We start from the raw sequence: 14,460 nt of genomic DNA on the forward strand, positions 1-14,460 counted from the left end.
TCGACCTCAATGTGGAGATGCAGCAGTCGTATCTCGACTACGCGATGTCCGTCATCGTGGGTCGCGCACTGCCGGATGTCCGAGATGGCTTGAAGCCCGTTCACCGTCGGGTGATCTACGCGATGTACGACGGCGGATATCGGCCCGACCGCGCGTTCTCCAAGTGCACCCGCATCATCGGCGAGGTGATGGGCAACTATCACCCGCACGGAGACAGCGCGGTCTACGACACCTTGGTCCGCATGGTCCAGGACTGGTCGCTGCGCTACCCGCTCGCGGACGGCCAGGGCAACTTCGGTTCGCCCGGAAACGATCCGGCGGCCGCGCACCGGTACACCGAGGCCCGCATGGCGCAGATCGCCATGGAGATGGTGCGCGACATCGACGAGGACACCGTCGACTTCCAGGACAACTACGACGGCCGTACGCAGGAGCCGGCGGTGCTGCCGGCGCGGTTCCCCAACCTCTTGGTCAACGGCTCCTCCGGCATCGCGGTGGGCATGGCCACGAACATCCCGCCTCACAACCTGCGTGAGGTCGCGGCAGGCGTGCAGTGGCACCTGGACAACCCGGACGCCACCAAGGAGCAGCTCCAGGACGCGCTGATCGCGCGGATCCAGGGCCCCGACTTCCCCACCGGCGCCGTCATCCTGGGTCGCCGCGGCATCGAGGAGGCCTACCGCACGGGCCGAGGCTCGATCACCATGCGATCCGTGGTCACCGTCGAGGAGCTCCAGGGCCGCCAGTGCCTCGTGGTCACCGAGCTGCCGTACCAGGTGAATCCGGACAACCTCGCGCTCAAGATCGCGGAGCTCGTCAAGGAGGGCAAGATCGCCGGCATCGCGGACATCCGCGATGAGACGTCGGGCCGCACCGGACAGCGACTGGTCGTGGTGCTCAAGCGCGACGCGGTCGCCAAGGTCGTGCTGAACAACCTCTACAAGCACACGCAGCTGCAGGACACCTTCGGCACGAACATGGTCGCCCTGGTGGACGGCGTCCCCCGCACGCTCAGCATCGACGCCTTCGTGCGTCACTGGGTCACGCATCAGATCGAGGTGATCCAGCGCCGCACGGCCTACCGTCTGGCGAAGGCCGAGCGCGAAGCACACGTGCTGCGCGGCTACGTCAAGGCGCTCGACATGCTCGACGAGGTCATTGCGCTGATCCGCCGCTCGCCGAACGTCGACGAGGCCCGCACGGGCCTGATGGAGCTGCTCGACGTCGACGAGGTGCAGGCCAACGCGATCCTCAACCTCCAGCTTCGCCGCCTGGCCGCTCTCGAGCGCCAGAAGATCGAGGCCGAGTACGAAAGCCTGATGGCTCAGATCAAGGACCTCACGGACATCCTTGGCTCCGAGCCTCGTCAGCGCGCCATCATCTCGGACGAACTGGCCGAGGTCGTCCGCAAGTACGGTGACGCGCGCCGCACGGAGATCAGCCCCTTCGACGGGTCCGTCGACATCGAGGACCTGATCGCCGAGGAAGAGGTGGTCGTCACGATCACCCGCAGCGGCTACGCCAAGCGCACGCGCTCGGACCAGTACCGGGCGCAGAAGCGAGGCGGCAAGGGCGTGCGCGGAGCGACGCTCCGCAGCGACGACATGGTCGACCAGTTCTTCGTCACGACCACGCACCACTGGCTGCTGTTCTTCACGAACCTGGGACGCGTGTACCGGGCCAAGGGCTACGAGCTTCCCGAGGGCGGCCGCGACTCCAAGGGTCAGCACGTCGCGAACCTGCTGGCCTTCCAGCCGGGAGAGCATGTCGCACAGGTGCTCGACCTCAAGTCCTACGAGGACAAGCCCTACCTGGTGCTCGCGACCAAGCGCGGCCTCGTCAAGAAGACGGACCTCACCGCCTACGACTCGAACCGCACGGGCGGCCTCATCGCCGTCAACCTGCGCGACGTCGAGTCGGAGGACGGCGAGATCCGCCCCGACGAGCTCGTGGCCGCACGTCTGGTGGGCCCGGACGACGACCTGATGCTCGTGTCCCGCAAGGGTCAGTCGGTGCGCTTCCACGCGACCGACGACGAGCTGCGTCCCATGGGTCGCGCCACCTCGGGCGTCAAGGGCATGAGCTTCCGCGGCGACGACGAGCTGCTGGCGATGGACGTCATCGACGCCTCCGTTCCCGATGCGCAGGACCTGGGCGTCTCGGACGAGTCCGACGAGGACGCCGCGGATGCTGCGGCCGATGCGGTCGAGGCTGCCGGCGGCCCGTTCTCCTTCGTCGTCACCGAGCATGGCTTCGCCAAGCGCACCGCCGTGTCGGCATGGACGCCCAAGCACCGCGGCGGCCTGGGGGTGAAGGTCGCGACCCTCACCGAGGAGCGCGGCGACCTCGTGGGTGCGCTGCTCGTCGACGACAACGACGAGGTGCTGGTGATCATGGAGTCCGGCAAGGTGGTCCGTTCCCGCGTGGACCAGGTCCCCGCGAAGGGCAAGAACACCATGGGCGTCACATTCGCGAAGCCCGCCAAGGGCGACGTGATCATCGGAGTGGCCCGCAACGTCGAGCGCAAGGTCGACGAGGAGATCGAGGAGGCCGAGGGCGACGCCCCCGTCGTCCTGACCGCCGACTCAGCCCCAGACGCCCCCACCCCCGCATCGGCCGAGTAGCACTCATCGCGAGGAACCAGACCCCCGTCTCCCACCTTGGCGTCCTCGCGGGCGCTGAGTGTCGGGATACGGGGGTTGGTGTTTTCTAGCGGACCGTCAGGGTCGGTCAGGCGGGCTCGACAGCGCCCCTGTCCGCCGGCGTGCGCACGAACAGCATGAGCACCATGCCGACCAGCACCACGGAGATCACGCCGAGCGTCCCCCAGATGGTGGCCCCGAAGATGGTGATGAACAGCGCCCACATCCCGGGCGCCAGGAACGATGCCGCGCGCCCGGTGGTCGCGTAGAGGCCGAACATCTCGGCCTCGCGACCGGCGGGCGACACCCGCGCGAGCAGCGACCTGGACGCGGCCTGCGCCGGCCCCACCATGCCGGACAGCAGCAGCCCGCACACCCAGAACACGATCGGGCCCACGCCATGGAGCACCACGATCACCCCGCCCGCAGCCACGATGACGCCCAGCGCCACCAGGATGACTCGCCGCGGACCCAGGCGGTCGTCGAACCTGCCCGCGATGATCGTCGACACGCCGGCCACCAGATTCGCGGCGATGCCGAACAGGATGACCTGACTGTCCGAGAAGCCGAAGGCCACGGCGGCGATGATCGCCCCGAAGGTGAAAACGCCTGCCAGCCCGTCGCGATAGACGGCCGATGCGAGCAGGAACCACAGCGTGGAACGCGCCTCGTTCCACAGGCGGCGGAGGTCCGCCACCAGGATCGCGTATCCCTTGACGATGCTGACGGTCGGTCGCGTGCGGACCTGCGTCTCGGGGACATAGCGGAACAGCGGCCAGGCGAAGAGGAGCGTCCACACCGCGCAGCCCACCGCGATCAGCCGGTACGCCATGCCGTTCGACGTGTCCATGCCGAACCATTCGAATGTGTCGAGCAGCACCACGATCACGAGGGCGACGATGCCGCCCATGTATCCCAGTCCCCACCCGAGGCCGGAGACGCGGCCCATGGTGCGGGGCGTCGAGACCTGGACCATCATCGCGTAGTAGTTCACGTTGGCGATCTCGGCCACGATCGATCCCAGGGCGATGAGCCCCACCCCCACCCAGAACGCCTCGGGCGTCGCCTCGACGAAGAAGAGCCCTCCCACGCAGGCGACGAGCACCAGGGTCATCACGCCCAGCCAGGACTTGCGCTTGCCGGACGCATCAGCGCGCTGGCCCAGCACGGGGGCCAGGAGAGCGACGAGGATTCCGGCGGCGGTGATGCCCCAGCCGAGACTCGACGCCAGGTCGTCGATCGCGGCCGAGTACGCAGCGTCGTCCTCGCCCAGCGCGGCGATGGCCGGATCGATGAAGCTGTCGGACGTCAAGTACAGCGCCGTGAAGACGAAGGTGATGATGACGGAGTTGAACGGCTGGGTCGCCCAGTCCCACAGCGCCCACGCCCACACCTGCTTGCGTGGAACGCGGTCGGAGTCGGGGAAGCCGGGCGCGTCCGCGATCGAGGGCAGCACGTCGTCGTTGCTCATGCGCTCAGTGTGCCCGGGCCCGATGAACGGACGGTGACGGGCGCGCCAGGACCCGCCTCGGTCTCCTTCATTCAGCGGGGCTAGCATCGAGGGATGGAACCTGGGAGCGCCCCCACCCGCGTGGAGTGGACAGATGGGCAGTGGCGCGACGATGTGCTGCCCGACTACGAGCAGGCCCCGCTCGGGCCCGCCACCCTCGTGCGCCGCATCGGCCTGCCCACCCGGACACGTGGCGTCGTGCTCCACGTCCACGGGTACAACGACTACTTCTTCACCACCCACGTCGCGGATGCGTTCACGCAGATGGGCCTCGCGTTCTACGCCGTGGACATGAGGCGCGCGGGCCGTTCGCTCTCGCCCGGGGACAAGCCTCACCACATCACCGACATCGCCGAGCTCGGCGAGGACATCACGGCAGCCTCGGCAGCGGCTCTGGCCGATGCGAGGGCTCGGACGGGTGAGGACCGCCTGCCCCTCGTCGTTCACGCCCATTCCACGGGAGGGCTCGCCGCGGCCATCTGGGCGTCCGACACTCCTCACCCCGATCTCGCGGCGCTGGTGCTGAACAGCCCCTTCTTCGGCCTGATGCTGCGACCGTGGGAGCGCTACGCGCTGGCCGCGACGCCGACCATCAGCCGACTGCATGCGGGCACGGTGCTCGCTCGGGTGCCATCGCCATACTCCGTGGCCCTGCGAGACAAGGGCGGCTGGATCTTCGATCCCCAGTGGAAGAAGCCGGGCGGAGAGCCTGCGACTGCGGGATGGCTGGCCGCGACCAGGGCCGCGCAGCGTCGTGTGGCGCGCGGTCTCGACATTCGCGTGCCGGTGCTCGTGGCCAGATCCGATTCGTCCGGCCCCGACCGCGACGACAATCCTCGCCACCAGAGCCAGGACGTGGTGGTCGACACCGCACTCATCGAGGCGTGGGCGCCGGGACTGGGGAGCGACGTCCGCGAGGCCGTAATCGAGGACGCGGTGCACGACCTCTCGCTCTCGGCCGAAGGTCCGCGACGCGCCTTCTTCGACGCGGTGGGCGACTTCGTGGATACAGTGCTGGAATGACGCCTCGACACCCGTACTTCGACAACGGCGGACGGCCGATCGCGCTTGCGCACCGCGGCTTCTCCCTGGAGGGCCTCGAGAACTCCATGAAGGCGTTCCAGGCGGCGGTGGACCTCGGGTACGGATACCTCGAGACCGATGCTCACGGCACGCGGGACGGCGTCGCAGTGGCGCTTCACGATGAGACCCTCGACCGCACCACGGATGCGACTGGCGTGGTGTCGGAGCGCGACTGGGACTCGGTGAAGGCCGCACGCATCGGCGGCGTGGAGCCGGTGCCGCGCCTTGAGGACGTGCTGGCCACGTGGCCGGACGTCCGCGTCAACATCGACGTCAAGGGCGAGTCCGGCATCGGCCCCGTGGCGGAGGCCATCGAGCGCACCCGCTCGCACGACCGCGTGTGCGTGGGATCGTTCTCGGCGGACCGCCGCCGCGCGACCCTCGCGCTGCTGTCGCGGCCGGTCGCGACCCCGGCGTCCGAACGCGAGGCCATCGCGTGGCTGCTCGGTACCTGGATCGGCGGCGACGCGCACGCGAGCCTGGGAGACGTCGACGCCTTGCAGATACCGTGGCGCAAGGGTCCGGTGCCGTTCCTCTTCAGGCGGCAGATCGAGGCTGCCCACGCCGCGGGTCGTGAGGTACACGTGTGGACGGTCAATCGTCGCGACCACATGGCGCACCTGCTCGACCTCGGCGTCGACGGCTTGGTCTCCGACCGCGCGGACATCCTCAAGGAGGTGCTGGTCGCGCGCGGCCAGTGGGCGTAGTGCCCGTTCCTCCTAGATGAACAGGGTGCTTCCCGACTCCTGAGACTCGCCCAGGAACGTCGCGACGCCGCCCAGCTCGACGCCGTCGATCAGGTCCGATGCCGCGATGCCCAGCAGGTCCATCGTCATGGTGCAGCCGATCAGCCGCGCGCCGCCGTCCTGGGCGGCCTGGATGAGCTCCTCCAGCGGCTGGACATCGTGACGCTTCATGACGCTCTTGATCATCGCGGTGCCCGCGCCCGCCATATGCATCTGCGACAGCGTGAGCTTGCTGGCGCCCCGCGGCATCATCACGCCGAACATCTTCTCCATGGCCTTCTTCTCCCTCCGCGGAGGGTCTTCTCGCCGCAGAGAGTTGAGGCCCCAGAACGTGAAGAACATCGACACGTCCTGGCCCATCGCGATCGCGCCATTGGCGATGATGAACGCCGCGATCAGCTTGTCCAGGTCGCCGGAGAAGACCACCATCGACATCTTGTCGGGACCCTGCGCACGGGTCGTGACGGGCGCGAATCCGCCCTTGCGGAAGGTGGCCACATAGCCGGCGCCCTGGGGCTCCAGGTCGACCAGCGTGTGGCCATTCTTGGATGCCCAGGCCGGCCCGTCCAGCGCGAAGCCGGGGTCGGACACGGTGACGCGGATCTCGTCCCCCGCATCGGCCGCCTTCATGGCCGCCGCGAGGCGCATGATGGGGCCGGGGCACGCGAGCCCGGTGCAGTCCAGGTCGGTGCGCGCACCGGTCGCGGTGGCGACGGCCGATGCGACGCTCACCTGCTCCGCGTAGTTCTCCATGGGCGGCTGCGCCTCATACGTGTCGCTCGTGCGGCCGTGCACGTGGGTGAAGGTGGTGGAGCCGCCGGAGAGGGTCGCGACGTCGGCGAACCCGCTCTGCACGAGGATGCGGTGGGCGAGGTAGGAGCGGAATCCCACGGCGCAGTAGAGGCGGAGGGGGGTGGCGCGGTCCCAGTCGGCCATCGCCTCCCGGAACGTGGCCAGCGGCACCGACTCGGCGCCAGGGATGTGCCAGACGTCGTACTCCTCCGGGGTCCGGACATCGATGAGCCGGGCGCCTTCAGTGGTGGCGGGATAGTCCTCGGCATACCAGAGCGTGAGATCGCCCTTCAGCACGTTCGCCGCCACGAAGCCGGCCATGTTGATCGGGTCCTTCGCGGATCCGAACGGGGGCGCGTACGCGAGTTCCTGCTGCTCGAGGTCGTGCACGGTGAGCCCGGCGCGGATGGCCATGGCGAGCAGGTCGAGCCGCTTGTCGACGCCGTCGAAGCCGCACGCCTGCGCGCCGAGGAGTCGGCCGTCGTCCGGGGAGAACAGCACCTTGAGGTGCATCATCGCGGTGCCGGGGTAGTAGCCGGCGTGGCCCGACGGGTGCACGTGCACCACACGGTGCTCGATGCCGGCGGCGTCGAGCTGGCGGCGGGTCGCACCCGTCCCGCCCGCGACCATGTCGAACACCTTGACGATGCTGGTGCCCTGCGTGGACAGATACTCGGTGTCGCGTCCGCAGATGTTCTCGGCCGCCACGCGCGCCTGCCGGTTCGCGGGCCCGGCGAGCGGGTTGAGGTGACTCCCGGGCAGCACGGGATGAGGAGTCTCGATCGCATCGCCCGCGGCCCAGATGTGGGGGTCGGAGGTGCGCATGTGGGTGTCGACTGCGATGCCGCCGTGAGTCCCCAGCTCCAGACCCGACTCGGCCGCGAGAGCGACGGCCGGACGTACACCTGCGGCCAGGATCACCAGGTCCGCCGCGATGGTGGTGCCCGAGTTGAGCTCGACGGAGACGCGATCCGTGCCGTCGGAGTCCGCGAGCGGGCGGAATGCGGCCGCTGCGGTCGACAGGTGCAGGCCGATGCCGCGTGCACGCAGGTGCTGCTCGACGGGTGCGGCGATGTCCGGATCGACCGGCGGCAGGATCTGGTCCGCGAGTTCGACCACGTCCACGTGGACGCCGCGATGATGAAGATTCTCGGCCATCTCGAGGCCGATGTATCCGGCTCCCACGACCACTGCGGTGACGACGCCGCGCCGCCCGGCCTTCTGCTCCGCGAGCGAAGCATCGAGCCGCGCCTTGATGCGATCCATGTCGCCGATGCGCCGCAGCACCTGGACCGACGGCAGGTCGATCCCCGGCAAGGGTGGGCGCACCGGCTCGGCTCCCATGCACAGCGCGAGGGCGTCGTAGCTCTCCGTGTACTCGCGGTCGGTGTCGACCTCGCGCACCGTGACGACGCGCGCGTCGCGATCGATGGCGACGACCTCGGTGGCGATCCTCACGTCGATCGCGAGCGACTCGCGCAGGCTCTCGGGCGTCTGCAGCAGCAGCCTGGAGCGCTCGCTGATGACCTCGCCCACGTGATACGGAAGCCCGCAGTTGGCGAACGACACGTGGTGCCCTCGCTCGAACACGACGATCTCGGCGGACTCGTCGAGGCGGCGCGCTCGCGCCGCAGTGGATGCTCCGGCGGCGACGCCGCCCACGACTACGAGCTTCACGGGATACCTCCAGGGGTATTGGTGCTGTCTCGAACGTACGCTCGCGCCGTGGAGTCCGCCTGGGCCGAAGGTCACGCATCGGCGTGCGGTGCCTGGACGCGCATCGGCCCGTGCACCGCGCTCGGACCACCTGAGCCGCCCGAGTGCGAGCCCCGTCTGAGGGGGTCTTCGCGGCTCGGTTCGTCCGAGTCTCGTGTACGCCACACCACCCCGCACGCTCGTCTTTTGACCGTGTCAAAGAAAGCCGCTAGCGTCGTGTCCATGCCCCTTGCCTCTCCGCTGGACCCCACCGCGATGCTGCGCGGCGCCGGTCTGCGTGTCACCGCCACTCGCGTGGCGGTCATCGAGGCACTGGAGCAGCTGCCCCATTCGGGAGTGGAGACGCTCGTGGCGCGCGTCGAGGCGGACCTGCCCACCACGTCGCGCCAGGCCGTCCACCACGTGCTCGGCGACCTGGCCGGCGCGGGGCTCGTCCGCCGCATCGAGCCGGCGGGACACCCCGGCCTGTATGAACTGCGCGTAGGCGACAACCATCACCACTTGGTGTGCCAGCGCTGCGGCACCGTCGCCGACGTCGACTGCGTCACCGGCCATGCGCCCTGCCTGACGCCGAGCGAGACCAAGGGCTTCGACCTCGCTCAGGCCGAAGTCACCTTCTGGGGTGTGTGTGCCGACTGCTCGACCTCGCCCGCCGGTCTCGCTCCGGCCACCCACGCTTGAAGACCTGTACCCGTCCACCGTCAATCAAGGAGACAACGACGTGACTGAGAAGTTCACCACCACCAACGCAGGGGCGCCCGTCGCCTCCGACGAGCACTCGCAGACCGTGGGCCAGGACGGCCCCATCTCGCTCACCGACCACTACCTGGTCGAGAAGCTCGCGCAGTTCAACCGCGAGCGTGTGCCGGAGCGGGTGGTCCACGCGAAGGGCGGCGGCGCCTACGGCACACTCACCGTCACCAACGACGTGTCGCAGTACACCCGCGCCTCGCTCTTCCAGCCGGGCGCGACCACGGACATGCTCGCGCGGTTCAGCACCGTCGCCGGCGAACAGGGCTCGCCCGACACCTGGCGCGACCCCCGTGGCTTCGCCCTGAAGTTCTACACGGACGAGGGCAACTACGACCTCGTGGGCAACAACACCCCGGTGTTCTTCATCAAGGACGGCATCAAGTTCCCGGACTTCATCCGTTCGCAGAAGCGCCTGCCGGGATCGCACCTGCGCGACAACGACATGCAGTGGGACTTCTGGACCCTGTCGCCCGAGTCCGCTCACCAGGTGACGTGGCTCATGGGCGACCGCGGGCTGCCGCGCTCGTGGCGCGAGATGAACGGCTACGGCTCGCACACGTACCAGTGGATCAACGCCGAGGGCGAGCGGTTCTGGGTCAAGTACCACTTCCACACCGAGCAGGGCGTGCACCACCTCACCGGGGACGAGGCCGCTCAGCTGGCCGGCTCGGACGCCGACCACCACATCCGCGACCTATACACCCACATCGAGGACGGCGACTTCCCGCGCTGGAAGCTGAGCGTGCAGGTGATGCCGTACGAGGATGCCAAGACCTACCGCTTCAACCCGTTCGACCTGACCAAGGTGTGGCCGCACGGCGACTACCCGCTGATCGAGGTCGGGTCCATGGAGCTCAACCGGAACCCCGAGAACTACTTCGGCGAGATCGAGCAGGCGGCGTTCGCACCGTCCAACTTCGTCCCCGGCATCGGCCCGTCGCCTGACAAGATGCTCATCGCGCGCATCTTCTCGTACGCCGATGCGCAGCGCTACCGGGTGGGCACCAACCATGCGCAGCTGCCGGTGAATGCTCCGAGGAACGTGCACCAGGATGCTCACTCGTATTCGAAGGAGGGCTCGATGCGCTACTCGTTCTCCTCTGCTGACACTCCGGTGTACGCGCCCAACTCGCGCGGCGGCGCCCACGCCGACCCGGCCCGCGCGGCCGAGTCCGGCGGCTGGGAGTCCGACGGTGAGATGGTGCGCACGGCCGCGGCCCTGCACGCCGAGGACGACGACTTCGGTCAGGCAGGCACCATGTACCGCGACGTGTTCAACGACGAGGAGAAGGCCCGCTTCCTCGAGCAGATCACCGGTCACGTGGGCGCCGTGATGTCCGACGACATCCGCGAGCGTGCGATCCAGTACTGGACGAACGTGGATGAGGGCCTCGGCGCGCAGCTGCGTGCGAACCTCGCGGGCGACGCTCCCGTGGAGGCAGGCGAGCCCGGCACCAAGTGGGCTCCCGCCGACGTCTGACAGGCACGATCCTGTGACACGACAGCCGGGCCGCTCTGCCTCACGATGGTGTGCAGCGCGGCCCGGCTTCGTCGTGTCGACGGCAGCATCGCTGGACGAACGGCCGGTGCGCGGGGAACCTCTCGTGCACCCCGGAGCGTTCCCGTACAGTGGGCCACGCACATCGAAGGGCGAGTGGGGCGATCCCCGCCACCGGTGTGCCACCGCCCTCCAGTACCCTGGACACCATGCCCGCGCGGCCGCGCGGTCGAGGAGGAGACGCACATGAACGCGGATAACCGCGCGAACCCCGGAACCGGGCCCAGTTCCAGCGCCTGGTCGGACGAGGCGTCAGGCGACGCCGCGCGCACGCCGACGCGCTCCTCGCTGCGCCCCATCACGAGCGAGCAGCCGGTCTCGGGCCAGCAGCCACGCTCGCCCTACGAGTCCCCGGCTGCCTCGCCGACGTCGGCTCAGCAGCCAGTGTCCAGCCAGCAGCCCACCTCGGCTCAGCAGCCCCTCTCGCGCCAGCATTCGGCAGGCGGCGTGTTCTCCCCGGTGAACGGTCCCGGCGCGGACGCTCCGGCGACCCGTGCCCCCTCCGCCCCGAGCAGCGCGCCCACCACGGGTCAGCACCCAGTGAGTGGCCAGCACCCCACCTCAGATGCTCACGCCACCACGACCGGCCACTCGTCCGCGTTCGCGGGCGCGGCGGCCGGCGTGGGCGCCTCCGCGTCGGCCGGATTCGGACGGTTCAAGGATTTCGCCGCGAGGGCCAAGGAGGATCTGACATCCGCTGACGACATCGCGGCCTCCGAGCGCAAGGGCGGCCCCCGCAAGGTTCGCGTGCTCGTCTCCCGCATCGATCCGTGGTCTGCGCTCAAGATCGGATTCCTGCTGTCGATCGCTCTCGGCATCATGATGGTGGTCGCCGTCTACGTGCTGTGGGGCGCGCTCGACAGCATGGGCTTCTTCACTCTCGCGAACGGGTGGGTGCTGGACCTCTTCACCGAGGACCAGGAGGTGGACCTGCTGCAGTTCTTCGCGCTCAACAAGTGGATGTCCGCCACCGTCCTGATGGCCGTGGTCAACGTGGTGCTGCTGACGGCGCTGTCGACGCTCAGCGCCTTCCTCTACAACACCATCTCCAAGGTGGTGGGCGGCATCTACGTCACCCTCACCGACGACTGACCCGAGCCCCGCGCGCCCGGCCGATGCCGGTTTGGTTGGCCGGATGCGCGTGGGGTATCGTAGGTCGCCGCGGCTGTGCCGCATCGGGCCCATAGCTCAGGCGGTTAGAGCGCTTCGCTGATAACGAAGAGGTCGGAGGTTCAAGTCCTCCTGGGCCCACCGAGGTGGACGTATGAAGAGAATGGTCATCATCGCCGCAGTGATCGCAGCGGTCGCCGTCGCCTACGGGTCTCTCGCCCGTGACGCGCGGCGTGACATCTGGGAGGATGTCCACCACGAGTTCTGATCTTCACGGTCAGGGCACGGGGCCTTAGCTCAATTGGTAGAGCGCCTGCTTTGCAAGCAGGAGGTCAGGGGTTCGATTCCCCTAGGCTCCACCATCGAAGGTTCGCCCCCGCTCGGGCACCCGGCCGATGCCGAGGATTCTGTGCACATGACACCCCCCATCCGCACCGCGACCGTCGCAGACGTCGACGCGGGGGCCCTGACCCTCGCCCGCGCCTTCGACCGCTACGCGTGGACGCGGTGGGCGATTCCGGATGAGGACTACGCGGCGCGTCTGGTCGAGATGCAGCGCCTCTACCTGGGGCACGCCCTTCAGCACGGCCGCGTCTTGGTGGAGCAGCACGTGCGTGCCGTGGCCGCGGTCCTCCCGCCCGACGCACCACCTCCCGCGCCGTCCACCCAGGACCGCATCGGCGCTCTGCACGGGGACCGGCTCGGCGCTCTCGCCGCCATCGCACTCCCGAACCCACCCGAGCGGGCATGGCTCCTCGCCACCGTGGGCGTGGCTCCGGCGCATCAGGGGGCCGGACTGGGAACCGCGCTCGTCGAGGCGGGCCTGCGCGTGGTCGACGAGCGGGGCGCGTCGATCGCCCTCGAGACCTCGGATGAGCGCAACGTCCGGCTCTACGAGCGCTGCGGGTTCGCCGTGGTCGCGACGACGAAGGTTCCCGGCGGCCCCGTGGTGCATTCGATGGTCCGCAGCCGCCGCTGACTCTCGCCGCCGGATGCGCGGAGTGATGTTGCCCACTCGGCCTGTGGTCCCGTCCCCCGTGCGTGTGATACTCGACAAATCGGGACCTTCCGGACGTCGTCGGCGTGTGCGTGCGTCTCGCTCGCAGTCAGGGGCCGCCATGGCCAGCACCTTCCTCACCCGTACGCCGTTGTTGGCCGCCGCGGTACTGGGGCTTGCCGCGACGCTGCTCCTCGGCACGGGCGGCCCGGCCTCGGCCGCCACGGTCCTCGACGGTCCCGTGAACCTGGGCACCGCCGCGACGTACGGCGTTCTCGCCACGAGCGAGATCACCAACACCGGTCCGTCGGTGGTCAACGGCGACCTCGGGCTCTCACCCGGGACGGCGATCACCGGCTTCGAAGGTGCGCCGGACGGTGTGGTCAACGGCACGGTGCACCAGACCGACGCGGAGGCGGCACAGGCCCAGGACGACGCGACCACGGCATATACCATCGCCGCATCGCTGTCCCCTACCCAGACCGGCGTCGGCGAACTGAACGGCCTCAGCCTGACCCCAGGGGTCTACACGGGCGGTGAGCTCGCACTTGCGGGCGCGGGCATCCTCACTCTCGAGGGCGCCGCCGACTCCGTCTGGGTGTTCCAGGCGTCGTCGACGCTCACCATCGGTGGGGCGAGCCAGATCGTCATCACCGGCGGCGCGAATGCGTGCAACGTCTTCTGGCAGGTCGGGAGTTCTGCCACGATCGAGGGAGCGGCCGCTTTCCAAGGGACCATCCTCGCCGCAGCGTCCGTGACCGCCGTGACGGGCGCCTCCGTCGAGGGCCGGCTGATCGCGCTCGATGGTGCGGTCACGCTCGACACGAACGACATCACGGCGCCGACCGGCTGCCCGGCGCCTGGCACCGTCTCCGAAGTCTTCGCCCCCACCATCACGTCAGGTGCACCGACGGACGCAACGGCCGGCACGCCCTACGAGTTCACCGTGACCGCAGAGGGCACCCCGACCCCCACGTTCACCCTCACCGGTGAGCTGCCCGCGGGGCTGACGTTCGACGAGGACACGGGCGTCATCTCGGGCACCCCCACCTCGCCGGGCACCACCACCTTCACCGTCACGGCGGCGAACGGCACCACGCCTGACGAGTCGGCCACGTACACGATCACCGTCGAGGCGCCCGCCCCCGAGGGAGCCGTCGCCGCCGCAGCGGCGTCGGACGCCGGAGTCGTCGAGGGTGCGGAGCTGGCGGCGACCGGACCGGTGACTCCCGGGCTCGTGCCCGTCGCGATCGCTCTGATCACTGGCGGCGTCGCGCTGGCAGTCATCAGTGAGCGGCGCCGCGTGCGCGTGACGGGGGTGCCCCGCTGACGGCGCAGGCCCAGCCCACCACGCTCGCGAGTGGCCTCAGCGACCGTGGGGCCCTGCCATGCGCTCCTGCGTCGTCGTGCCTGCTCCGGAGGGTCGATTCGGACAGAAGCGACTCTCACAATGCTGGCCTTGTGCTCTCGAATGCGAGAGTATGAACTGTGGGACGCAGTCCGGCGGACCGCAACAAAGCGGACGATGGCCGCACATTTGAATACCCGGGCCT

General features: G+C 69.2%; 10 protein-coding genes and 2 tRNA genes. 10 read left to right on the top strand and 2 right to left on the bottom strand.

The features are described 5' to 3' along the window. Nucleotides 1-17: 17 nt before the first annotated feature. Nucleotides 18-2,624 (top strand): DNA gyrase subunit A, encoded by a 2,607-nt coding sequence (gene gyrA, locus AOP72_RS12685; protein ID WP_084631972.1) that lies wholly within the window; start codon nucleotides 18-20, stop codon nucleotides 2,622-2,624. Between the two features lie 106 nt (nucleotides 2,625-2,730). Here gyrA and AOP72_RS12690 read toward each other — a convergent pair whose 3' ends face one another. Continuing rightward, nucleotides 2,731-4,113, bottom strand: coding sequence for an MFS transporter (locus AOP72_RS12690; protein ID WP_062137812.1), 1,383 nt, complete (start codon nucleotides 4,111-4,113; stop codon nucleotides 2,731-2,733). Nucleotides 4,114-4,206: 93 nt separating this feature from the next. Between AOP72_RS12690 and AOP72_RS12695 the strand changes: the two genes are divergently transcribed. Both AOP72_RS12695 and AOP72_RS12700 read left to right on the top strand, forming a co-directional pair. Beyond that, the gene (locus tag AOP72_RS12695) at nucleotides 4,207-5,175 is read left to right on the top strand and encodes an alpha/beta hydrolase (RefSeq protein WP_062137815.1); all 969 of its coding nucleotides are present in this window, start codon (nucleotides 4,207-4,209) and stop codon (nucleotides 5,173-5,175) included. Further along, the gene (locus tag AOP72_RS12700; protein ID WP_062137818.1) at nucleotides 5,172-5,942 is read left to right on the top strand and encodes a glycerophosphodiester phosphodiesterase family protein; all 771 of its coding nucleotides are present in this window, start codon (nucleotides 5,172-5,174) and stop codon (nucleotides 5,940-5,942) included. Before AOP72_RS12695 ends, AOP72_RS12700 begins: the two co-directional genes overlap by 4 nt. A gap of 12 nt (nucleotides 5,943-5,954) precedes the next feature. On the opposite strand, the gene AOP72_RS12705 is transcribed toward AOP72_RS12700, so the two are convergent. Further along, nucleotides 5,955-8,450 (bottom strand): FAD-dependent oxidoreductase, encoded by a 2,496-nt coding sequence (locus tag AOP72_RS12705; protein WP_062137821.1) that lies wholly within the window; start codon nucleotides 8,448-8,450, stop codon nucleotides 5,955-5,957. Between the two features lie 261 nt (nucleotides 8,451-8,711). Between AOP72_RS12705 and AOP72_RS12710 the strand changes: the two genes are divergently transcribed. The 7 genes from AOP72_RS12710 to AOP72_RS13920 all read left to right on the top strand — a co-directional run bounded on the left by AOP72_RS12710 (nucleotide 8,712) and on the right by AOP72_RS13920 (nucleotide 14,237). Further along, complete coding sequence (locus tag AOP72_RS12710) at nucleotides 8,712-9,170, top strand: Fur family transcriptional regulator (RefSeq protein ID WP_062138101.1); 459 nt, start codon at nucleotides 8,712-8,714, stop codon at nucleotides 9,168-9,170. A 40-nt stretch (nucleotides 9,171-9,210) separates the two neighbouring features. Continuing rightward, complete coding sequence (locus tag AOP72_RS12715; protein WP_062137825.1) at nucleotides 9,211-10,722, top strand: catalase; 1,512 nt, start codon at nucleotides 9,211-9,213, stop codon at nucleotides 10,720-10,722. Between the two features lie 264 nt (nucleotides 10,723-10,986). Beyond that, the gene (locus AOP72_RS13315) at nucleotides 10,987-11,892 is read left to right on the top strand and encodes a DUF3566 domain-containing protein (RefSeq protein ID WP_084631963.1); all 906 of its coding nucleotides are present in this window, start codon (nucleotides 10,987-10,989) and stop codon (nucleotides 11,890-11,892) included. 85 nt (nucleotides 11,893-11,977) lie between these two features. Further along, a tRNA-Ile gene (locus AOP72_RS12725) sits at nucleotides 11,978-12,051 on the top strand. Nucleotides 12,052-12,196: 145 nt separating this feature from the next. Beyond that, nucleotides 12,197-12,272, top strand: a tRNA-Ala gene (locus AOP72_RS12730). Nucleotides 12,273-12,325: 53 nt separating this feature from the next. Beyond that, entirely contained in the window at nucleotides 12,326-12,889 is a 564-nt protein-coding gene (locus AOP72_RS12735; protein ID WP_062137828.1) for a GNAT family N-acetyltransferase, read from the top strand. Nucleotides 12,890-13,028: 139 nt separating this feature from the next. Continuing rightward, nucleotides 13,029-14,237, top strand: coding sequence for an ice-binding family protein (locus AOP72_RS13920; protein WP_062137831.1), 1,209 nt, complete (start codon nucleotides 13,029-13,031; stop codon nucleotides 14,235-14,237). The last annotated feature ends 223 nt before the right edge of the window (nucleotides 14,238-14,460 follow it).

The sequence above is a fragment of the Demequina aestuarii genome (assembly GCF_000975095.1).
Lineage (GTDB): Bacteria > Actinomycetota > Actinomycetes > Actinomycetales > Demequinaceae > Demequina > Demequina aestuarii.